The sequence below is a fragment of the Corynebacterium sp. HMSC070H05 genome (assembly GCF_001837615.1).
GTDB classification, from domain to species: Bacteria; Actinomycetota; Actinomycetes; order Mycobacteriales; family Mycobacteriaceae; genus Corynebacterium; species Corynebacterium coyleae.
On record NZ_KV833339.1, the window covers coordinates 119,168 to 140,096 of the forward strand.

19 protein-coding genes are annotated in these 20,929 nt (G+C 61.6%); 11 read left to right on the forward strand and 8 right to left on the reverse strand.

Annotated elements, in window-relative coordinates:
- Positions 1-4 precede the first annotated feature (4 nt).
- Together HMPREF2617_RS07615 and HMPREF2617_RS07620 are read left to right on the forward strand one after the other, a co-directional pair.
- On the forward strand, positions 5-1,159 hold the full coding sequence (locus tag HMPREF2617_RS07615) for a GuaB3 family IMP dehydrogenase-related protein (RefSeq protein ID WP_070482462.1): 1,155 nt from the start codon (positions 5-7) through the stop codon (positions 1,157-1,159).
- A 20-nt stretch (positions 1,160-1,179) separates the two neighbouring features.
- The gene (locus tag HMPREF2617_RS07620) at positions 1,180-2,466 is read left to right on the forward strand and encodes a PAS domain-containing protein (RefSeq protein ID WP_070840439.1); all 1,287 of its coding nucleotides are present in this window, start codon (positions 1,180-1,182) and stop codon (positions 2,464-2,466) included.
- On the opposite strand, the gene HMPREF2617_RS07625 is transcribed toward HMPREF2617_RS07620, so the two are convergent.
- On the reverse strand, positions 2,463-3,350 hold the full coding sequence (locus HMPREF2617_RS07625; protein ID WP_070422778.1) for an EamA family transporter: 888 nt from the start codon (positions 3,348-3,350) through the stop codon (positions 2,463-2,465). The two genes, HMPREF2617_RS07620 and HMPREF2617_RS07625, sit on opposite strands and share 4 nt — an antisense overlap.
- A 53-nt stretch (positions 3,351-3,403) precedes the next feature.
- On the opposite strand from HMPREF2617_RS07625, the gene guaA reads away from it, so the two are divergent.
- Entirely contained in the window at positions 3,404-4,978 is a 1,575-nt protein-coding gene (guaA, locus tag HMPREF2617_RS07630; RefSeq protein WP_141758822.1) for a glutamine-hydrolyzing GMP synthase, read from the forward strand.
- Between the two features lies 1 nt (position 4,979).
- Here the strand turns inward: guaA and HMPREF2617_RS07635 are convergent, their stop codons facing one another.
- The gene (locus HMPREF2617_RS07635; protein ID WP_070840440.1) at positions 4,980-6,053 is read right to left on the reverse strand and encodes a PspC domain-containing protein; all 1,074 of its coding nucleotides are present in this window, start codon (positions 6,051-6,053) and stop codon (positions 4,980-4,982) included.
- A 113-nt stretch (positions 6,054-6,166) separates the two neighbouring features.
- On the opposite strand from HMPREF2617_RS07635, the gene HMPREF2617_RS07640 reads away from it, so the two are divergent.
- Positions 6,167-7,294 carry an ATP-binding protein gene (locus HMPREF2617_RS07640; protein ID WP_070840441.1) on the forward strand — a complete coding sequence of 376 codons (1,128 nt, stop codon included), beginning with the start codon at positions 6,167-6,169 and terminating at the stop codon, positions 7,292-7,294.
- Positions 7,291-7,926, forward strand: coding sequence for a LuxR C-terminal-related transcriptional regulator (locus HMPREF2617_RS07645; protein WP_070570581.1), 636 nt, complete (start codon positions 7,291-7,293; stop codon positions 7,924-7,926). The genes HMPREF2617_RS07640 and HMPREF2617_RS07645 overlap by 4 nt, the downstream gene beginning before the upstream one ends.
- Before the next feature lie 20 nt (positions 7,927-7,946).
- Here HMPREF2617_RS07645 and HMPREF2617_RS07650 read toward each other — a convergent pair whose 3' ends face one another.
- Entirely contained in the window at positions 7,947-8,159 is a 213-nt protein-coding gene (locus tag HMPREF2617_RS07650) for a hypothetical protein (RefSeq protein WP_224213060.1), read from the reverse strand.
- A 75-nt stretch (positions 8,160-8,234) separates the two neighbouring features.
- A complete protein-coding gene (locus tag HMPREF2617_RS07655) occupies positions 8,235-10,112 on the reverse strand; it encodes an FAD/NAD(P)-binding protein (protein WP_371441299.1) in 1,878 nt (625 codons plus the stop codon).
- Between the two features lie 128 nt (positions 10,113-10,240).
- On the opposite strand from HMPREF2617_RS07655, the gene HMPREF2617_RS07660 reads away from it, so the two are divergent.
- Genes HMPREF2617_RS07660 through HMPREF2617_RS07680 form a run of 5 tightly spaced genes read left to right on the forward strand, consistent with a single transcriptional unit; the run spans position 10,241 to position 16,575 of the window.
- A complete protein-coding gene (locus HMPREF2617_RS07660; protein WP_070840443.1) occupies positions 10,241-11,887 on the forward strand; it encodes a TIGR04028 family ABC transporter substrate-binding protein in 1,647 nt (548 codons plus the stop codon).
- On the forward strand, positions 11,888-12,880 hold the full coding sequence (locus HMPREF2617_RS07665; protein WP_070840444.1) for an ABC transporter permease: 993 nt from the start codon (positions 11,888-11,890) through the stop codon (positions 12,878-12,880).
- Complete coding sequence (locus tag HMPREF2617_RS07670) at positions 12,877-13,764, forward strand: ABC transporter permease (RefSeq protein ID WP_070614283.1); 888 nt, start codon at positions 12,877-12,879, stop codon at positions 13,762-13,764. The genes HMPREF2617_RS07665 and HMPREF2617_RS07670 overlap by 4 nt, the downstream gene beginning before the upstream one ends.
- The gene (locus HMPREF2617_RS07675) at positions 13,761-15,365 is read left to right on the forward strand and encodes a dipeptide ABC transporter ATP-binding protein (RefSeq protein ID WP_070840445.1); all 1,605 of its coding nucleotides are present in this window, start codon (positions 13,761-13,763) and stop codon (positions 15,363-15,365) included. The genes HMPREF2617_RS07670 and HMPREF2617_RS07675 overlap by 4 nt, the downstream gene beginning before the upstream one ends.
- Positions 15,358-16,575, forward strand: a complete 1,218-nt coding sequence (locus tag HMPREF2617_RS07680) for an alkylhydroperoxidase domain protein (RefSeq protein WP_070840446.1) — start codon at positions 15,358-15,360, stop codon at positions 16,573-16,575. Before HMPREF2617_RS07675 ends, HMPREF2617_RS07680 begins: the two co-directional genes overlap by 8 nt.
- On the opposite strand, the gene HMPREF2617_RS07685 is transcribed toward HMPREF2617_RS07680, so the two are convergent.
- Positions 16,572-17,084 carry a PspC domain-containing protein gene (locus HMPREF2617_RS07685; RefSeq protein WP_070840447.1) on the reverse strand — a complete coding sequence of 171 codons (513 nt, stop codon included), beginning with the start codon at positions 17,082-17,084 and terminating at the stop codon, positions 16,572-16,574. The two genes, HMPREF2617_RS07680 and HMPREF2617_RS07685, sit on opposite strands and share 4 nt — an antisense overlap.
- Before the next feature lie 179 nt (positions 17,085-17,263).
- On the opposite strand from HMPREF2617_RS07685, the gene HMPREF2617_RS07690 reads away from it, so the two are divergent.
- Positions 17,264-18,655 carry an RNA-binding domain-containing protein gene (locus HMPREF2617_RS07690; protein ID WP_070840448.1) on the forward strand — a complete coding sequence of 464 codons (1,392 nt, stop codon included), beginning with the start codon at positions 17,264-17,266 and terminating at the stop codon, positions 18,653-18,655.
- A gap of 102 nt (positions 18,656-18,757) precedes the next feature.
- Here the strand turns inward: HMPREF2617_RS07690 and HMPREF2617_RS07695 are convergent, their stop codons facing one another.
- The 3 genes from HMPREF2617_RS07695 to HMPREF2617_RS07705 are packed head-to-tail and all read right to left on the reverse strand — an operon-like array spanning position 18,758 to position 20,761.
- Entirely contained in the window at positions 18,758-19,174 is a 417-nt protein-coding gene (locus HMPREF2617_RS07695; protein ID WP_070570565.1) for a hypothetical protein, read from the reverse strand.
- 1 nt (position 19,175) lies between these two features.
- Positions 19,176-19,640, reverse strand: a complete 465-nt coding sequence (locus HMPREF2617_RS07700; protein ID WP_070422792.1) for a DUF4411 family protein — start codon at positions 19,638-19,640, stop codon at positions 19,176-19,178.
- Positions 19,637-20,761 carry a helix-turn-helix domain-containing protein gene (locus HMPREF2617_RS07705; RefSeq protein WP_070570562.1) on the reverse strand — a complete coding sequence of 375 codons (1,125 nt, stop codon included), beginning with the start codon at positions 20,759-20,761 and terminating at the stop codon, positions 19,637-19,639. Before HMPREF2617_RS07705 ends, HMPREF2617_RS07700 begins: the two co-directional genes overlap by 4 nt.
- Positions 20,762-20,929 lie beyond the last annotated feature (168 nt).

A 20,929-nucleotide genomic window follows, 5' to 3' on the forward strand; every position in this document is an offset into this window, starting at 1 on the left:
CAACATGCGTGACTACGTGGAAATCGGCATTGGGCGCGAAGCCCGCAAGGCTTACGGCTTGAGTGATTTGTCGATCGTTCCGAAACGACGCACCCGCTCCTCGCAGGATGTGGACACCTCCTGGCATATTGATGCCTACACGTTCGATATCCCGCTTGCGTCCCATCCGACGGACGCGTTGGCAAGCCCTGAGTTTGTTATCGAGATGGGCAAGCAGGGTGGCCTCGGTGTGATTGACGCGGAAGGCCTGTGGGGCCGACACGCTGATCTGGAGGCTGCGGTGAAGAAGGTGGTGGAATCATGCGAGGACCCCTTTAACGTCGATACGGCTGAGAAGTACCAGGAGTTTGTCGAGGCAGGTGAGCGTGCCGTGCGCACCTTGCAGGAGTTGCACGCCGCAGAACTTGATCACGACTTGCTTTCGGAACGTATCGCCCAGGTGCGTGACTCTGGCGTGACTGTTGCGGTGCGCGTGAGCCCGCAGAACGTGCGCGAATTGGCGCCTGTAGTTATCGCCGCAGGTGCAGAAATCCTCTTCATTCAGGGGTCGATCGTGTCTGCAGAGCACGTGCAAAAAGGTGGGGAACCGTTGAACTTGAAAGAGTTCGTCGGTTCGCTCGACGTGCCGGTCATTGCCGGTGGTGTGTATGACTACACGACCGCGACCCACCTGATGCGCGCTGGCGTTGCTGGTGTCATTGTCGGTTCGGGCGATGCCGACACGGTGGTGAATGTCCCGATGGCTACCGCTATCGCAGATGTCGCGGCAGCACGTCGGGATTACCTCGATGAGACTGGTGGACGTTATGTCCACATTCTTGCGGATACCACTATTTGGGGGGCAGGCGAGATTGCTGCAGCCATCGCTTGTGGTGCAGATGCTGTCATGCTTGGCAACCCATTGACGAAGGCAACTGAGGCTGCTGCCGGTGGCGTGTATTGGGAAGCTCAGACAGCTCACCCACGTTTTCCGCGAGGTAGCGTGCGGAAGGAACCTGACTTCACTTCTTCGGCGCCACTGGAGGTCGTGCTCTTCGGTCCATCGAGCGATCCGTGGGGTGCGATGAATCTCATTGGTGGACTGAAAAGAATTATGGCGAAATGTGGCTATACTGGGATCAAAGCTTTCCAGAAAGCCGATTTGGCAATCCGTAACTAAGAACTGGATGAAATCGACCTATGTCTAGCCGTGTAACGATTCTTCGCGACGCCCCTGAGGGCCCATTCCACGAAGTTGATGTGAACGACATCTTCTTTTCGGTGACTGACGCCAAAGGTGTGATGACGCATGTGAACGATGTGTTCATCAAGTACGCGCAGTACTCCGCCGAAGAGATGATCGGTAAGCCGCACAACCTCATCCGTCATGAGGAGATGCCTGGTGCGGCGTTCAAACTCATGTGGGACACCATCGAGGATGGCCGTCCTTTCGCCGCGTATGTGCGTAATAAGGCGAAGAGCGGCTCCGCGTACGACGTGTTTGCCACTGTTACGCCGCTGCCAAACGGCGGTTACCTGTCGGTGCGTACCCGTCCGATGACGGAGAACTTCGAAGCAGCCGCTGGTATTTACCAAGAAGCAAACATCGTTGAGCACGAGGCGAAGGCCAACGGTGTTGGCCGCCGCGAGCGTGCAGTGATGGGCGCAGAGAAGGTTACGGAGCTGCTGCCGGACTACGACGCATTCCTGCGCGAAGTCCTTCCTGCTGAGGTCCAGGCACGTGAGGATGCAGGCTTTACGCTTCCGGAGGGCTCCGGCGACATCTACGATGCTGCTGTGACGCTCTACCGTGAACTCGACGAGTTCATGACGGTGCAGACCGCCATTAAGGAAGCTGCTGAGGAGCTGCGCAAGGCCAGTGCGACGCTGGTCGAGGAAAACGCAGTGACCAACAATGTGAAGGCCGAGATGGAAAACGTGGTCACCGAGGGTGCATCGCGTACGCTGCTGCTCGCACCGCTGCAGGTGTGGGCGACGATGCGTGGCATTATCGACGAGAACGCGAGGACCCTCGAGGAGACCGCTCAGGAGCTCTACGCCAAGACGTCCAACGCACGTATGGCGATTGCTCTGGCTCGTCTGCACACCGCACAGACCGCACAGTTCTCCACGGAGGCTAACGTGCAGGAGTCGATGCAGCTTCTCGTCGACGCACTCGAGGCTGACGTCAAGCACATGGATGACGCCGTGTTCTTGCACTCGTCGTTCCGTCGCCGCGTGGAGCTGAAGGTTAACTCCATCACGGAGCTGACCAAGATTCCGCTCGAGATGATTCGTCGTTGGTCTGAGAACACCAACGACATGGGCGAAGAGGTCGCACCGCTGGTGGAGCAGGTGAACAAGGCAATGGCTGCTGCTGATGCCTCGATTAACCAGCTGCACCGCTCAGCTGAGCGCCTCGCACAGGCACCTTCGACGGAGAAGGTGCGCGAGGCTCTGGACAGCCTCAGCGCTGCGGTCCGTTAAACCTGACGTCGGAGTCGCTTGCCGGCGAGTGTCTGGTTGACGGAAGCACCGATAACCAAGGCAATCGCCGCAAGCTTCAGCGGGGAGGGATCCTGGCTGAGCACAAGCCATCCGACGAGTGCTGCAAACGCAGGCTCGAACGAGATGAGGATGGAAAATACCTGGGGGCGGAGTCGTCGCATAGCAATCAGTTCCAGTGATGTTGGGAGCAGCGACGCCAAGATTGCGGTACCAATTGCGAGGAGCAGCAGATTGGTATCGGAAACGATAACGAGTGCGCCTTCGAAACCGAAGGGCAACGTCACCAAACCACCAACTGCAAGAGCAACCGCGAGCCCACCTTGGCCGGCGATGAGGCGGCCAGTGCGCTTGTTGGCAAGGATATACACCGCCCAAGCAGCGCCTGCGATCAGGATGTAGAACACGCCGAGGCGGTCGAGCGGCTCACCGGAGAGCGAATCAACGCCAAGCAACGCCATACCTGTAAGCGCAAGCCCGACGGAGATGCCGTCGCGTACCGAACGGGACAACACCGCGGCGAGCAGCAGCGGGCCGAGGAATTGGATGGTTACCGCGGATGCGAGTGGCACAGTTGCAATACCGGCGTAGTAGAACCCGTTCATGCAGCCTAACGACACTCCGAGCACGATCGCTGCACCCCATTGTTCGGGGATCCAGCGCCAAAACGCTGGCCGTGAGATTGCAAGCAGGATGACGGAGGCGATGAGTAGTCGGAATGAACTCGTCGCCCAGGTTCCGGCATGGGGGAAAAGCTGCGTGGCAAGAGCGGCGCCAAGCTGCAGAAACAGGCAGGACCCAAGGATGCACAACACGGCGGTGCGGTCGGTATTGGGTTCAACCGGGGAGGGGGCACGCAATGTCATGCAGATCATTCTGGGGCGAAACGTCGAAGAATGGACAATATATTCGGATCTATATGCCATCAGCTAGTATTTGGGCCGTGACTACCGCTCAGAAACGCCCTGTTCTTGTCGTTGATTTTGGTGCGCAATACGCGCAGTTGATCGCCCGCCGTGTGCGCGAGGCGCATGTGTTCTCGGAGGTTGTGCCGTCGACTATTACGGCTGCGGAGGTTCGTGAGAAGAACCCGCAGGCGTTGGTGCTCTCCGGTGGGCCGTCGTCGGTGTACGCGGAGGGTGCCCCGCAGCTCGATCCGGAGATCTTTGAGCTGGGGCTGCCGATCTTTGGTATTTGCTATGGCTTCCAGGTGATGACGCAGGCGCTCGGCGGCAAGGTCGAGGAGACCGGTGCCCGCGAGTACGGCCGCACAGCGATGGCTGTCAAGGGTGGCGTGCTGCACGCTGGCCTGGATGAGCACCCGGTGTGGATGTCCCACGGCGATTCTGTGACGCAGGCGCCGGAGGGCTTTGAGGTCACTGCCTCGACCCCGGGTGCGCCGGTTGCTGCGTTTGAGAACGCGGAGCGCAAGTTTGCTGGTGTGCAGTACCACCCGGAGGTGATGCACTCGCCGCACGGTCAGGAGGTGCTGACCCGCTTCCTCACGGAGATTGCTGGTCTGGAGCAGAACTGGACGGCGTCGAATATTGCGCAGCAGCTTATCGACGATGTCCGTAACCAAGTCGGCGACGGCTACGCCATCTGCGGCCTGTCTGGCGGCGTGGATTCCGCCGTGGCGGCAGCGCTTGTACAGCGTGCCATCGGTGACCGTTTGACCTGTGTGTTCGTGGATCACGGTCTGCTACGTCAGGGTGAGCGCGAGCAGGTGGAGAAGGACTTCGTCGCCGCGACCGGAGCGAAGCTGGTCACTGTCGACGAGCGCAAGGCCTTCCTGGACAAGCTCGCTGGTGTGACCGAGCCGGAGGCCAAGCGTAAGGCGATCGGTGCGGAGTTCATCCGTTCCTTCGAGCGTGCCGTGGCTGATGTGCTGTCCGACCACAAGGTGGATTACCTGGTGCAGGGCACCCTGTACCCGGATGTTGTGGAGTCGGGCGGGGGCACCGGTACTGCGAACATCAAGAGCCACCACAACGTCGGTGGCCTGCCGGATGACGTGGAGTTCGAACTCGTCGAGCCGCTTCGCCTGCTGTTCAAGGACGAGGTGCGCGCGGTTGGCCGTGAGCTTGGCCTGCCTGAGGTGATTGTGAACCGCCAGCCGTTCCCGGGGCCGGGCCTGGGTATCCGCATCATCGGTGAGGTCACCGAGGAGCGCCTGGAAACCCTGCGCGCTGCTGATGCGATTGCTCGCGAGGAGTTGACCAAGGCTGGTCTGGATGACCAGATCTGGCAGTGCCCGGTCGTGCTGTTGGCCGATGTGCGTTCGGTTGGTGTGCAGGGCGATGGCCGCACCTACGGCCACCCGATCGTGCTGCGCCCGGTCGCGTCCGAGGACGCGATGACTGCGGACTGGGTGCGCATCCCGTACGAGACGCTTGAGGTGATTTCTACCCGCATCACCAACGAGGTGGCTGACGTTAACCGCGTGGTGCTGGACGTGACGTCCAAGCCGCCGGCCACCATCGAGTGGGAGTAAGTCAGTTTCCTTCGTCCGCGTTCTCGCGGGCGTAGTACGCGGACACGGATCCGACGCGCTGCGACACGTTGATCGTCAGTAGTGCGCTGTCTGTGTCCGCGTTTTGTCGTTCTTCGGGGCATGCGACTTCGCCGATGTTCACCTTGCAGTTGATGTCGACGGGGACGTTTTCCGGCAGGATGATATCGGTGCTGCCGATGTTGTTCGCAATGTTGACCGTTTTCGGCTCACTCAGCGGTTCGAGATCGGTGAAGTCGATGTAGGACTCGCCGATGAAGCCGCTGGTGCCCATTTGGTCTGGTAGCTCGTCGACGTCGTACACGGTGATGTACGCGCTGCCGAAGCGGCTGTAATTACCAAGTCGCACTTCGCTGGTGACCCCCAGCGCAAACACCGTTGCCGTTGTCAGCACCAGCGTGACGGGGATCCACAGCCAGTAGCGCTTCTTTGGTTGCGCACGCTCCGGAGCTGGCTCGACTGGGTTCGGCAGGTGCCACAGGCCCGGTGCCGCGCCGAGTGGGTCCCATGCCGGTGGCTTCTGCCCGGGGTGTTCGTAGCCCTCCGGCACGGTCAGGTGGGAGGTGTCTACGACAGGGCCTTTGCTCGTCTGCGACTCCAAGCCCACCACGAGTCCCTCCGGTGCTTCCGGCTGGCGCTGGTAGGCAAGGTACCAGCCGAGCGCGAAGAGCGCGAAGGTAACCAAAACACCGCGCAGGTCGCTGGCAACAGCAACGGACGGGAAGAAGATGACAAGACCGAGGAGCAGCAGCCAGCCGGTGTCGCGCTCTTTCTTCTCTACCTTGGTCAGCTGCTCTTTCGGGGTGGCGATCGAAGTTGCTGGGGTGCGGGTCAGCCCGAAGCGGGGCATATTGATCCAGCAGAGCAGGTAGAGGAACAGGCCACCGCCGAAGGCGATTGACAATACGACGAACAGGACGCGGATGAGCGTTGGGTCGATTTGGTAGCGGGCACCGATGCCTTCGCAGACACCACCGACGACGGCCTTGCCGCCCTGGTCTTGTGGGATGCGGGGCGGGCGGGTCTCCCACATGCGCTTGAGTGTGTTGGTTTCCATAGCTTCTATTGTTGCGAGGCAACGCCAAGCGCGGTATCGGGAACGACCCTGAGTTTTCATCTCAGGGTTTACCCCGATGTGCCTGAGGGAGTTGCCGTGCAACGATAGGGGACATGTCTGCGTTGTATCCCCGGCTGACCCGTGATCGTTCCCGCCGCGTCATTGCTGGCGTGGCGTCCGGGGCGGCTGACCTGCTCGGGGTGGACGTGAAATGGGTGCGTCTGTTTTTGGTTGCGGCGAGTTTCGCTGGTGGCTTCGGCGTGCTGCTGTACGCAGGTCTGTGGGTGTTTACCCCGGTTGCTGAAAGTGCTGCGCCGCGGCAGCGCCCGAGTGCGCTCGACATCTTCCTGGTGCTTGCAGGTTTCGCTGGTGCGTTGACGTCGCTGCAGATTTCCTCCGGCGCGGGGGCCACGGTGGTGTTCATCATCGGCGTGCTTATCGTCGGTGCGGTGATTGCGTTGCAGGCGTACGACCGCGGTACGGATTCGTGGGGCAACATCGCCGCGTTGTCCTTAGGCGCGCTGTTGATCATGAGTGGGGTGCTCGCTGTGGCACTCCTCGGGGAGAGCGCCGGGGTCGCCGGTGTGGTCGTTTCTGTGCTGGTGACGGTGCTGGGTGTCGGGGTGCTTGTGGTGCCGCTGATTGCCAAGTTGACCAACTCGCTTGTTGCGGAGCGTGAGGCGAAGGCGGTGGCGGATCAGCGCGCGGAGATCGCCTCGCGCCTGCACGATTCGGTGCTGCAGACCCTGGCGCTGATTCAGCGCCAGGCGGATCATCCGGACGAGGTGGTGCGCCTTGCCCGTGGTCAGGAGCGCGAACTTCGGGCATGGCTTTTCGACGACACCGTGTCCAACCACACCACCACCTTCGCCGCGTTGCACAAGGCCGCGGGCGAGGTGGAGGACGCCTATGGGGTCGTGATTCAACCGGTCACGGTGGGCGAGGACATTCCTTTCGATGAGCGCACCGAAGCGGTCGTGCTCGCCGCCCGGGAGGCGATGGTCAACGCCGCCAAGCACGCGGGGGTGGACACGATCGACGTCTACGCCGAGCACCTCGCGGGCAGGCTCGAGGTGTTCGTGCGCGACCGGGGTGCCGGCTTCGACCCGGAGGCGGTACCGGCGGGCCGGCACGGGCTGCGCGATTCCATCGTGGGCCGGGTGGAGCGGGTTGGGGGAGAGGTTAACGTGGTGTCGTCGATAGGCAATGGCTCCGAGATCGAACTAGCGTTGGACCTATGACGCGCGTGTTTCTCGTAGATGATCACTCGGTGTTTCGGGCCGGAGTGAAGGCCGAACTGGCTGCCGCAGGCGATGGCCAGCTAGACGTCGTCGGGGAGGCAGGCACGGTTGCGGAGGCGGTGCGCGGGATCGAAAAGGAGCGCCCGGATGTGGTGTTGCTGGACGTGCACATGCCCGACGGCGGCGGGTTGGCTGTGCTCAAGCGCGCGCCGGGACCTTCGTATTTGGCGCTGAGCGTCTCCGACGCTGCCGAGGATGTCATCGCGCTGATCCGTGCAGGGGCACGCGGATACGTGACCAAGAACATCGCAGGGACAGAACTTGCGGAGGCGATTGAGCGGGTGCGCGGCGGAGACGCATACTTCTCGCCGCGGCTTGCCGGGTTTGTGCTCGACGCGTTTGCCTCTGGTCCGGTTGTGGAGGAGGACGACCCGGCGGTGGACTCGCTGACCCGGCGTGAACTTGAGGTGTTGCGGCTGCTTGCGCGTGGTTACACCTACAAGGAAATCGCCGAGCGGCTGTTCATTTCGGTGAAGACGGTGGAGACGCACGCCTCCAACATTTTGCGCAAGACGCAGACGTCGAACCGCCACCAGTTGACCCGGTGGGCGGTTGCGCGCGACTTAGGGTAGCGCTCCAGGAAATTTGGCAATCAACTAATTGTGGCTGCCTTTTCTTCATCCGGCCACACCGTCACTGCTTTGTATGTGTAGTAGACACACGCTACGAAGACAACAATATTTCCAAAGATGAGCCACTGCGGTGCATCGTTCGGCAGAACTATCTGGAGAACAGCACTCACTAAACAAAGCATGGCAATGTTCGTACTCAACGCAATGATCAGCATTCTGCGTCCAAGGCTCATTTCGTTCCTTTCTTTTCGTGTTGTATCAGCAGCGGTTACGACCCGGCCTTAGGGTAGCGCCGACCCAGCGCCGACCTAGAGCACGCCCGCCTGGGTGAGCAGCGACAGGGCGGTCTTGTCGGTTTCTTGCAGCATGAGCGGGTTCGTGCCCGGCATCGGCGAGATCGTCGTGTCCGCCCACTGCTTACCGGTGGGGATGCCCACGATGTGCAGGCGGGGATCCAGGGTGCCGTCGGGGTGGACGGCGCGGCGGGTGTCCGCGTCGGTTTCGGGTGAGGCGGTTTGGGCGAAGGGGCGGACGCGGTTGGCGTCGACGAGCGAGCGCACCAGCGGGTCCTTGGTGTTGCGGATGTCCGGGCCAGGCAGGAACGCGTCGGCGAGTGCCGTCGCGGTGGTGGTGCGCCCGTGGCTTGCGGCGGTGAATGCGCCTTCTTGCGTATCGACGACCGGCTGCGGGCCCAGGAACGTCACCAGGCCGGCGTCGGCAAGTGCAAGCAGCTCGCGCGTGCGGAACAGTGGCGGGCCGGAGCCGACCATCTGGCCGAACGCCATGTACTGCGAGCGGGCCACCTCCTGGGCACCCTTGCCGTTTTCGGTGGCGATGGCGCTGGGTTTGCGGCCGGCTGAAATCGCCCACAGCCCGGCCTTGAGTGGGGAGTCCCAGGCGGCGACAGCCTCGGCGATGTCGCCCGCCATGGAGTCGGTGACCACGCGCTGGAGTTCGTCCAGGCTGAGGTCTTCGGTGCCGGCGAGTGGGTCGACCCAGGCGGCCATGTCGAACGGCTCGGTGCTCGTGCCCTCGAGTGCCTGAGTCAGCGCGCGGGCGACCGGCAGGATGTCCTCGGGGGAGGCGTGGACGGCCAGGTCGGTGTCGTCGATACGCGTGATGATCTCCTCGAGCGGCACCTTCAGCGCCTCGGGGTGCACGCGCGCGAGGGTGCGGTAGTACTCGGCGAAGGCATCGCGGGCGAGCGCTGGCCACAGGGTGCGGCCGAACGACAAAGTGCCGCTGCCGGGCTCGGCAGGGTTGGCATCGATAGCGGCGCGCAGGCGTGACAGATCGGCCTTTGGCGGCAGCGAGTTGTACTCGGACTTGGGCAGGTAGGGGTAGCCGCGGCCAGAGGTAACGATGAAGTGGGGTTCCTCGCCGGTGGCGTCGTAACGCAAACCGGAGCGGGCCGTGTCGTCTTCGAAGAAGCGGCCGCCGCGGTTGATGGTGGTCAGCGCCATGAGGTCGAAAAAGCCCATGCCCATGCCACGCACGAGCAGGCGCTCGCCCTCGCCGATGCGGTCCACGTCCTGCTCAACCGGGTTGCCGGGCGGGATGTAGGTCAGGCCAGATTTGGCAAAGGCCTGCTGTGCCGGGGTCGGGGCGGGCAACACCCAGCCGGAGGCGACCACGGTGGCGTCGGCGTGGATCAGCGTGCCATCTGCAAGCAAGATCGCGTCTCGGCCTCCGTCGCTGTACAGCGACATCGCGCGGGACTGGTGCTCAACCACGGTGACAGAGTCCGGCAGCTCGGCCAGCGCAACCTGCCACACCCAGCGCAAGTACTCGCCATACAACGCACGCGAAGGATTAGATTCAGGTCGCGTCACACGGATTTCAGCGTCGAAGGTGCTGGGGACGGCCGGCGGGTGGTCGCTGATAAGCGGATGCGCGAATTCGCCGCGAAGCGCCTGGATCCACTCAAACATGGTGGGGCCTTCGAGCACAGGTGCGGTGACGGTCGCGCCGGGCTCAGTGAACAGGGTTACCGCGCCAGCCAGGGTGTTCATGCACAGTGTGCGGGTTTGTTCGGTGTCCCAGATGCGGCCGGCACCGAGCTGGGCGTCGTCGATGATGTGCAACGTCAGTGGTGTAGCGCCACGGTCGTTGAGGAAGGCTGCGATGCGCTCGGTGATGGAGATGCCTCGCGGTCCTGCTCCGACGATGGCGATGTCTGCTTCCACAGCGATGTACCTCCACGATTTCGATGAATCTTTATAACGTGTATAGACTGCGCAGTCTATTAAGAAAGAACCGAATTGTCTAAAAGTGGTATGGTGCCGAAAACCACAAGGGAAAAGAGGACGATAACGTGCCGAAGAAAACGGTCGCGGCCCCAGTTGTACTTGTAGGTGCAGTTGCCCTGCTGAGCGGCTGCACCGCAGGGGGTGGCGCTGAATCTCACGCAGAGGGTGACAATGTGCTCACCTACCTGGAATCCAACTGGTTTAACAGCCTCTACCCGCCGGCTGCCGGGTTTTACCCCAACGGCGGTGTGATCAATCAGCTAACAGACAGGTTGCTCTACCAAGACCCTGAAACGCTCGAACTCCAGCCGTGGATTGCCACCGACCTGCCGGAGATCAACGAGGACGCCACCGTGTTCACCTTCGATATCCGCACCGATGTGACCTACTCCGACGGCACGCCGATGACGGCGCAGAACATCGTCGACAACTTCGACCTCTACGGCCAGGGCGACAAGGATCGCCTGCTCAACGTCTCGGAGCAGATCTCCAACTACGACTACGGCGAAGTCGTCGACGAGGACACGGTTCGCTTCCACTTCACCGCACCTTCTCCGGGCTTCGCGCAGGCTACGTCCTCGTACAACGCGGGCCTGCTGGCGGATTCCTCCCTGCAACTGCGCAACGAGGACTTCGGCCCAGGCGGGGCGGCGAATGTGATCGGTTCGGGCCCCTTTGTCGTCGATAGTGAAACGCTGGGCACTGACCTCGTGCTGAAAACGCGCGAGGATTACGACTGGGCGCCACCGTCGCTCGAGCACCAGGGCCGGGCGCGCATTGACGGCATCCACTACACCCTCGCCGCCGAAGAAGCCGTCCGCTCCGGCGCGTTGCTGTCCGGCCAAGCGGACGCCGCGCGCACGATCTCTCCGCCAGTGGAGCGGCACCTGAAAGACCAGGGTGTGCAGGTGGTTGCCTCTGCCACCAACGGCATGAACAACCAATTGGCCATGCGGTTTAACCACCCGTTGCTGCAGGACATCCGCGTACGGCAGGCGATTATCCACGGCATCAACCGTGAAGAGATCATCCGCATTCTGCTGTCGGATTCCTACCCGCTGGCCACGTCGTCGATGACCTCGACGGCACTTGGCTACGCGGAGCAGCCCGGCGCGTACACGTTTGATCCGGATCGTGCGCGTGCGCTTCTCGACGACGCCGGCTGGGCCCCAGGCTCTGACGGCATCCGCGTCAAGGACGGGCAGCGGTTGAGCCTGTCGGTCAACCACGCGCTGCCGCAGCCGCGTTCGAAGGAGATTGTCACGATGGTGCAGTCGGACCTGCGTGACCTGGGTATTGAGCTGAACATGGTGGCCGGGGATCGTGCCACGCAAAACGCAGCGCAGAAGGACATCAACCGCGTGCAGTTGATGCACACGATGGTGGGGCGTGCGGATTATGACGTGATTGAGTCGCACTTGTCGGTGAACCGCCGCGACTCGCTGCTGAACAACGCAGGAGATGGCACCCCAGTGGATGCCAAGCTCGAGGAGTTGCTGCAAAAGGTGGTTTCCACACCGGACGATGCGGGCCGTGCGGCCGCGTCGAAGGCGGTGCAGGACTACCTCACAGAACAGGCCTACGTGCTGCCGTTGTTTGAGGAGCCGCAGGTGTACGCACTTGCGCCACACGTGAAGGGCTTTGTTACCGAATCGGTGGCCCGCCCGAGTTTCTACTCGGTGTACTTCGACCGTGATGGGGAGGACAACTAAATGAGTACCACTGTGCTGAAACGCGTTGGGCAGGCGCTGCTCGTGCTACTGCTTGCCTACACGCTTGCGTTCTTCCTGCTGTCTGCGCTGCCGTCGGACGGCGTGGCTGCGCGCTATGCGGACCCCGCGCTTGGGCTGTCCCAGGCAGAGATCGAGGAGATCCGCGAGCAGATGGGCGTGGATAAACCGCTCGTCGAGCAGTACCTGGCCACCCTTGCCGGGCTGTTTACCGGCAACCTGGGGTTCTCGGTTGCCTCGGGCACGCCGGTGTTCGACCTCATCGTCGACGCCGCACCACACACCTTTGCGCTGGCCGCGACCTCGATCGGTCTTGCCGTCATCGTCGCGCTGCTCACCGCCTATGTGGCCACGCTGCCGGGCGGTGGTGCGGTGCGTAATTTCTTCCGCGCGCTGCCGTCGTTCATGGTGTCGCTGCCAGGCTTCTGGATTGCGATCCTGCTGCTGCAGTTCTTCTCCTTCCAACTCGGCTGGGTCAACGTGGTCGACCCGACCCCGCTCGAGGGGCTCATCCTGCCGTCGCTCACCCTGGCCGTGCCGATGGCTGCGCCGCTGATGCAGGTGCTCATCCGGTCTATCGACGAAGTCCGCGCCCAACCATTCGTCCAAGTCATCCGCGCCCGCGGTGCCAGCGAGGCCCGCATCTTCTGGCGCGACGTGCTGCGCAACTCGTTGCTGCCCGCCATCACCATGGCCGGCCTGCTGTTCGGCGAACTCGTCGGCGGGGCAGTGGTGACCGAAACCGTCTTCGGCCGCGCAGGCTTGGGCTCCCTGACCGTCAACGCGGTGTCCAGCCGCGACATGCCGGTCCTGCTGGGCGTGGTGCTTATCGCCGCGACCGCGTACGTGCTGATCAACCTCATCGTCGACTTGCTCTACCCGGTGCTTGATGTGCGACTGCGGGATGCGGGGCCACAGAGCAACAAGGCTAAGAAGAGCACCGCTCAGGCTGCCGTGAAGGAGGGCGCCCGATGACAACACAAACAACACAAGCAGCAACGAATCCTGTTGCGCGGGCGAATACGCGCGCTGGCGTGCGGGCGAAGTCGCGCAAGAACCGCCGGTGGCGCTCGCCGGCGACGTTCCTGTCGCTGATCGTCCTGGTCATCGCTGCCCTGTGGGCGCTGCTGCCGGGTGTGTTTGCCACCTACGACCCATACAAGGGCGTGGATGTGGCGCTGCTCGCGCCGAATGGCGAGCACATCTTCGGTACCGACGCCGTGGGCCGCGACGTGTACTCCCGCGTGGTTTACGGCGCACGCCAGTCGCTGCTCGGCGCACTGATCGCCGTGGTGGTCGGCCTGGTCCTGGGCACCTTGATTGGCCTTGTTGCAGGTACGCAGCGTGGCTGGGTAGAGACCGTGCTTATGCGGTTCGTGGACGTGCTGCTGGCCATCCCGGGCATTTTGCTGTCGCTGTCCATCATCATCGTCACCGGTTTCGGTTCGCTGCAGGCGGCGTTTGCTGTCGGTATGACATCGGTGGCCACGTTCGCTCGTCTGGCTCGTTCGCAGGTGATCCAGATTGCCGGTGCAGACTTCGTCGAGGCTGCCTACGGCTCTGGCGCAACCCAGACCCAGGTGTTGTTCCGCCACGTGCTGCCCAACTCGCTGACCCCAGTGTTGGCGCTGGCTGCGCTGCAGTTCGGCACCGCAATCCTGCAGTTGTCCATCCTTGGCTTCCTGGGCTACGGCGCACCGCCACCAGTGCCGGAGTGGGGACTGTTGATCGCGGAAGGCCGCGACTTTATGTCCACCGCCTGGTGGCTGATCGTGCTGCCGGGTCTGGCCATTGTGGCCACCGTGATGTCCACCAACCACATCTCCCAGGTCATTCAGACAGAAGGTGATGCGAAGTGAGTACCCCTTTGCTTGAAGTTGACGGCCTTACCGTTGCGTACGGCGATGCCGAGCCCACCGTGGAAAACATTGCGTTTGCTGTCGATGCCGGCAAGATGACTGCGATCGTCGGCGAGTCCGGCTCCGGCAAGACCACTTCCGCCATGGCGGCGCTCGACTTGTTGGGGCCCACCGGCAACGTGCGCGCAGGTTCCATCCGGTTCAAGGGCCAAGACCTTGCCAGCCTGAGCGCCGCCGAGTGGCGTCAGCTGCGCGGCGCAAAGATTGGTCTGGTCCCGCAGGATCCGAACAACTCGCTCAACCCGCTGAAAACCATCGGCGCATCCGTGGAGGATGGGTTGGAGATTCATGGGGTGGGGGACGCGGCGTCGCGTCGTCGTCAAGCAATTGCCCTGCTTGAGCGCGTCGGCATCGATGATCCTGAAAAGCGCTACAACCAGTACCCGCACGAGTTGTCCGGCGGCATGAAGCAGCGCGTGCTCATCGCGGCTGCGGTGGCGCTCGAGCCCGAGGTGCTCATTGCCGACGAACCCACGTCCGCACTCGACGTGACCGTGCAGAAAACCATCCTTGACCTGCTCGACGAGATGCGCGCAGAGTTGGGCCTGGGCGTCATTTTCATCACCCACGACCTTGCCGTGGCGGGCGATCGCGCCGATGACGTGGTCATCATGGAGCGCGGCCGAGTCGTCGAGCACGGCCCTGTGAGCACAGTGCTGACCAACCCCACGCAGGACTACTCCAAGCGCCTGTTGGCAAACGTGCCGTCGCTGTCCGTGGCAAATGCGTATCGACGACCCCCTGTCACCACCGACACCCTCCTGCGCGTAGACAACCTTGCCGTGCGCTACGGCGACTTCACCGCCGTATCCGATATCTCCTTCGAGGTCGCGCGCGGCTCCACCCATGCGCTGGTGGGCGGGTCCGGCTCCGGCAAAACCACCACAGGCCGCACGATCGCCATGTTTAACCAGCCTGCTGAGGGCAGCATCACCCTCGACGGTGAGGAACTGACCACGCTGAGCCCGAAGCAGAAGCGGCAGTTCCGCAACCGCATCCAGATGGTGTACCAAAACCCGTTTTCATCGCTGGATCCGAAGATGCGGGTCGGCGAGATTGTGGCGGAGCCGCTGCGCAACCTCGCGGGGACGTCGAAACGCGAAAGCCTTGCGCGCGCCAACGAATACCTGGAGCGCGTGGCGCTTGACCCGGAACGCTTTGCGTCGCGCACGCCTGCGCAACTGTCCGGCGGGCAGCGCCAACGCGTCGCTATCGCCCGCGCGCTGATCGTTGAGCCGGAACTCGTGGTGCTCGACGAGGCCGTTTCCGCGCTCGATGTGACCGTGCAGGCACAGATCCTGGAACTGCTGGAAAACCTCCAGCGCGAGCTGGGGCTGACCTACGTGTTCATCTCCCACGACCTGGCGGTGGTGCGCCAGATTTCGGATACGGTGAGCGTGTTCAGCCGCGGCCAACAAGTGGAATATGGCCCCACCGACGAGGTGTTCTCGCACCCGCGCCACGATGTCACCCGTGAACTTATCGACGCCATCCCCGGCACCGTCTTCCGTGCCCGACAGTTAGGAGAGTTTGTTGTCTAACGACATTATCGACCTGCTCGCAGAAACCCCGGCCGACCTTGCCGAACTGCGCCGCCGCCGACCCGAAGCCGTAGAAAACGCCCAGCGCAGCTTCGAGGCCCTGTTTGAGCCCACCAACCCGGCGCTGATCGAGGCCCTGCCGGTATCCACCCGCTACGCCGTCGCCGCTTTCGTCTCCGGCATTTCCGGTGCACAGCGCGCCGCGGAGTTCTACGCGGACTTGCTTGCCGACGAAGACGAGGCGCTCGTTGCCGTGGTCGAAGACGCGGTGCGCGCAGGTGTATCCGCCGGCCCCTACGCGGGCGGGGACTTTGTCACCTTCGGCGAGGGGCAGCTCGCCGCCGCCTTCGACTTCGCCCACCTGCTGACCTTCCATCCGAAGGATGCTTCGCCGGCGGCGATCGGGCACCTGCAGACCGCTGGCTACACCGAGGACGCGATCGTCTCGCTCGGCCAACTCATCTCCTTTGTGGCGTTCCAGCTGCGCGTCGTGCACGGTGTGCAGGTGCTGGCTGGCGGTACTGCTGCCTCGGGTGGTTCGGGTGCTGGCGATGCTGCTGTTGAGCGCGCCGCCGGCGTCGCCGATCCCGGCTGGACTCCCGCAGCGGCGACCCTGCAACCGGAGGTCGTCGCACCCGAAAAGTTTGTCAACCACTCCCTGGGGTGGAAGCCGTGGGTGGCGCCACTTGAAGAGTCCGAATTCACCGACGAGCAACGCGATGCCCTGATCAAGCCGGAGCGCATCGGCATGGAGTACTTCCGTCTGCTCGCCCGCGACCCGCAGGCATTGAAGGCGCGCACCCTGACCGACCTGGACATCTTCTACAACACCGAAGGTGGCCTGGGCCGTGCCGAGCGCGAACTTGCCGCTACCGTCGCGTCCCGTTTGAACGGCTGCGAGTACTGCGCATCCGTGCACCAGGCACGTTCGAAGGAGGAAGGCGGCGACGCGGAGGCGATCGACCGTCTCCTGGACGAAGGCGTGGAGGCGGACCTTGGCTCTGACACCTGGGACGCGATCCGCCAGGCTGCGGTTGCGCTGACCCGCACGCCGTTTGCTTTCGGTGCCGAGCACGTCGAGGTATTGCGCGAGGTCGGGTTGGATGATCTGGCGATCATCGACGTGATCAACTCGTCGGCCTTCTTCAACTGGGCCAACCGTCTCATGCTCACGCTCGGCGCGCCGGATGTGCCGAAGCGCTACCGCTAGCGCTTGAACCTGCGGCGGCGTTTCTGGTCGCGCCACACGAGGTCGTCGTCACGCCATTGCTCGGGTGGCGTCGGGTTTTCGGCGTAGGCGAACAACCAAATGAACAGCAACACCACGAACACGCCAAAGGTCACACGGTTATCGCCTGCGTCAGCCGCCGCCGGGATGAAAATGATCAGTCCGAGCAGAAGCAGCCAGCCGGTGCGGCACTCCTTCTGTTCGATGGGGCTGCGCTGATCCTTGCGGGTAAAGATCGCCCGGCCCGGGCTCATGTCCTCCCCAAGACGCGGCATGAGCAGCCAGCACAGCAGGTATGCGAAGATGCCACCGCCGAAAATAAACCCGGTGAGCACAAACGCGATACGCACCGCCACCGGGTCGTAGCCGTAGCGGGCACCGAAACCGGTGCACACACCGCCGAATACGGCCCGACCACCTTGGTCTTTCGTGATGCGCCGCGGGCGGGTTTCCCACATGTGCTTGAGCGATGTCGATGAGGTTTGAGCCATGCGTGCCATTATCCGTATCTACGGCGGACTTCGCAGCAGGGGTTTCGAGAATGGCGGGGCCTGCGCGAGGGCCTTTGCGGTAGCTCGAAAGCTACTAGAAAGCTACTCGAAAGGGAATGTTTCTAGGTTGAGCTGCGAAAACTCGTCTACTAGAAAGCCTTTCGAGTAGAATTCCTTCTGTGCATCCAGAGAGAAACTACCGAGATGACCCGAGCCTCCTTCTGCGTCTGCCGGAAGATCAATGGTTCGAGCGAAAGTCTTTCCGTATCAAGCCGAAGGATCTCGCCAAGACCATCGTCGGCATGGCAAATGCGGAGGGCGGCATTATTGCTGTCGGAATTACTGACCGGGAGTTTGATGGGGCACCGACGCCTAAGCAGGACAATGATCTGAGACAAACATCGCTCGACCACACGGATCCAACCGTGCGTGTTCGAATCGAGCCGTTCGATGTCGACGACGGTGCGCAGGTTTACCTGTTTCATGTAGACCCGAGTGAGCATGTGCATTATTTGCGGTCGGGGGACTGCTTCCTGCGTGTCGGCGACGAATCTCGGTTGCTGAATGCAGACGGCATTCTCGAACTGCGTTACACCAAGGGTGAGCAACAGTTCGACGCGACGGTGCTGCCCCGTGTCGGTATGGGTGATCTCGATATGGAGGTCGTTGGTGAATATGCCAACGTTATTGGTTCTTCTTCCGCTGAAGACGCTCTCAAAGCAAGAAATCTCATCGACCGCGAAGGTAGGCCCCGCACAGCAGCACTCTTGCTCTTCGGTAAAGACCCGCAAGAGTTCTTCCCTAATGCGCATGTCCGTGTTCTGCGGTTCGGTGAGGATGAGCGGCTCGCGGGGCATCAGCAACAGCTTTTGGCCGACGACCGGTTTGAGGGGCCGTTGCCACAACAAATTTGGGCTGCTCAGCGGGCGATTGAGGGGATGCTGCCGCAAGTCCGGCGCCTGGGTGCTTCGGGGTTGTTCGAGGATGAAAATCTCATCCCGAACGACGTTTGGCTTGAGGGATTAGTAAATGCTGTCATTCACCGGTCGTACAGCATGGCTGGTGACCATGTGCGGTTCGAGATCTATCCATCTCGCATCGAAGTTTCGAGTCCGGGGCGCTTTCCCGGTTTGGTGGACCCCACACGACCAGAATCTATTGCTCGATTTGCGCGCAATCCTCTCATTGCGCGGGTGACGGCAGAGCTTCGGATTGGTCAAGAACTCGGCGAGGGTATCCGCCGTATGTTCGCAGGTATGCGGCGAGTGGGTTTTGCTGACCCGATTTACCAGCAGACGAGCGGAAGTGTTCTGCTCACGTTGAAGGCGGTTCAACGGCTTGATCCGAAGACCGCGGACTCCCTCCCGCCTCACGCCGGCAGCGCCCTGTCAGTCATGCAAGCGAAAGGCGGGCCAATGTCTACGGGGGAGGTTGCAGATGCCTTGGGGATTTCGAACCCGCCTGCCCGCCGCGCGTTGAAAGCGCTGCGGGAGGAGGGCCTTATTCAATGGCGCGGTAAAGGTCCGCGGGACCCTCGGGCGGTATGGCTTTTGGAAGGGCCTTTGCGGTAGCTCGAAAGCTACTAGAAAGCTACTCGAAAGGGAATGTTTCTAGGTTGAGCTGCGAAAACTCGTCTACTAGAAAGCCTTTCGAGTAGATTCTTTCTAGTAGTTCTATGCGTACGCGAGGCGCCGCGTGCCGTCCACGTGCGGGTACAGCAACCACGCCGCCACTGCCGCAAGGATGCCAACCAGCAGCCCCGCCACCGCGGACCAGTGCACCAGCGGGCCCATCATGAGTACCAGCCACCACACCATGAGCGGCACAACCATGCTTATCGACGGCACCCTGCTGACATTTTTCTCCTCCGCAAACGCCACAATCTGCTTCCGGTAGGGGTGCAACCACGTCACCGCGATAGCAACAACGACGCAGACCAGTGCTGTGATCGCCTTGATGCCCAGCGGCGCTTCGGACACCATCACGCCCACGGAACCGCCCACAGCCAGCGAACCCAGCGCGCGCACGATGGCGGGTGTGGGGATCGGAGTGACGCGGCTACGGACCTCGTTGGCGCTGATCGGGATCATGTCAGAACCTCCAGTTCTCAGCCTTGAGTAGGCCGAAAAAATTGATGCATGTGACACCATGCTCGTCGGCGACATTGGGAATCTTCAAATTCCGGCCTTGAACTCCGGGTCCCTTTCTTGTTTCCTGAGTCACGAGGATCGACCCCTCGATTGCTGCATGCGCGATGACGAAGGGATCAGCGGCGTTTTGTTTCTCAACTACCCAGTCTGGGTGGGCGGTTGAGATTTTGGCTGCTATCTCATAGTCCTGCTCCGTGTGTGGATGGACGAATTCATCAATGGATCTTGTCCATTTGTGAAGGTCGTCGGTACCTCGCTTGATCTCTTCTTCGACCATCCCGCAAATGCAGGCGCGACCATCTGTGATCAACTCTTCGACATTGCTCCAAACACTCGCGAAATGTTCGCGGGGATACCAACGCTCCATGTTGATCAAGATGTTGGCATCGAAGGTGTAGGAAGTCATCCTGCCTCACTTCGATAGGCATCAATCAGCTTGTCGACGGTTGGTACACGCGAATCGAGGAAATACGATGCATCGAGAATGCTAATTTTCTCTTCTTCTAACGCACGAGCCACCGTGCCCACGTACGTTGCGCCGAGATCCCGGTAACGCATCCGCCAATATGCTGGCCCGGCTTCCTTCTTTTTCATCTGGTCGCGTTCTTGTTTCCATGCGGAATTGCTTAACGACATTTCACGTTTCACGGCCGATTCGTTGACCACACCGAGGTTTTTGAGCCGAATAGCCGCAGCAACCCGGCTTACCTTGAAGTGGGTGGCAATTACGCCGACGAGGTCATCGCTATCTAGGCCAGATAGTTTCTCCGAAACTGCTGCCCCTGGCATAAGAAAGTGTGCAGCGAAAGAGTTAACTAACGCTTCTTCAGTGTCGGTCTCCTCGAGCAAGCACAACCCGCTGCTGCGGTTGATGAGGTGGCCCAATTCATGGAAAAGGGTAAACGTCTTTCCTGCAGAGCTGTCTTTTCCGTTGAGTAGAACAATCGGCAACACGTCGTGATAGACAGAGAGGCCGCGGAAGACTCCACGTTCCACATCCGAAGTTTGGAACACCATGATCCCATGGTTTTCCAAAAGGTCGCGCCACATTTTGAAGCCAGCGTCCTTTGTTGGTCCGGTAGGAACAAAAGAAGGCTCGAGCTCCAACAGAGAACGCATCGCTGCTGCTGCCTGCTGCTCTGTGCCCCAGTGAAAAGCGGTAGGGAATGTGATTCCGGCGTGAGAAGGTTGGCTGTACTCCAGCATGATCTCGCGGTAGCGTTCCGCCCTTCGCAGCGCTTTAGTGGTGGCTGCGTCGAGCCCATCGGCTTCGGGGGACTGCCGGAAATCAACCGTAGGGGGGACATCTGCTTGGGCTGGCGGTTCGGTGAAGAAAAATGCGGGTGTGCGGTCGAGTTTTTTCGCTACATTGACCAGTTGTTTGAACGTTGGCTTCGCGGTGCCGGTTTCAAAGGCGTCAATCTGCTTTGCCTTCACTCCGATTGCATTTGCTAGCTCGCTTACTGTGAGACCAGATACCTGACGTGCCCATGCGAGCGTTTGCGGTTGAATTGGAACCCGCTCCATCAGTCTGCCTCCTTCAGCTGTGCGAATGTTCGGATAGGAAATGATGCTGCTGAGCGTACTCAATCTGGTTCAATGCGTATACAAAAGCTGATTCGCGTGAAAGACTTTCATTCCTTGAACAGCGAAAAGAAGTTGAAAATAATTTAGCAAGCCTGTTCGACCAGGGGC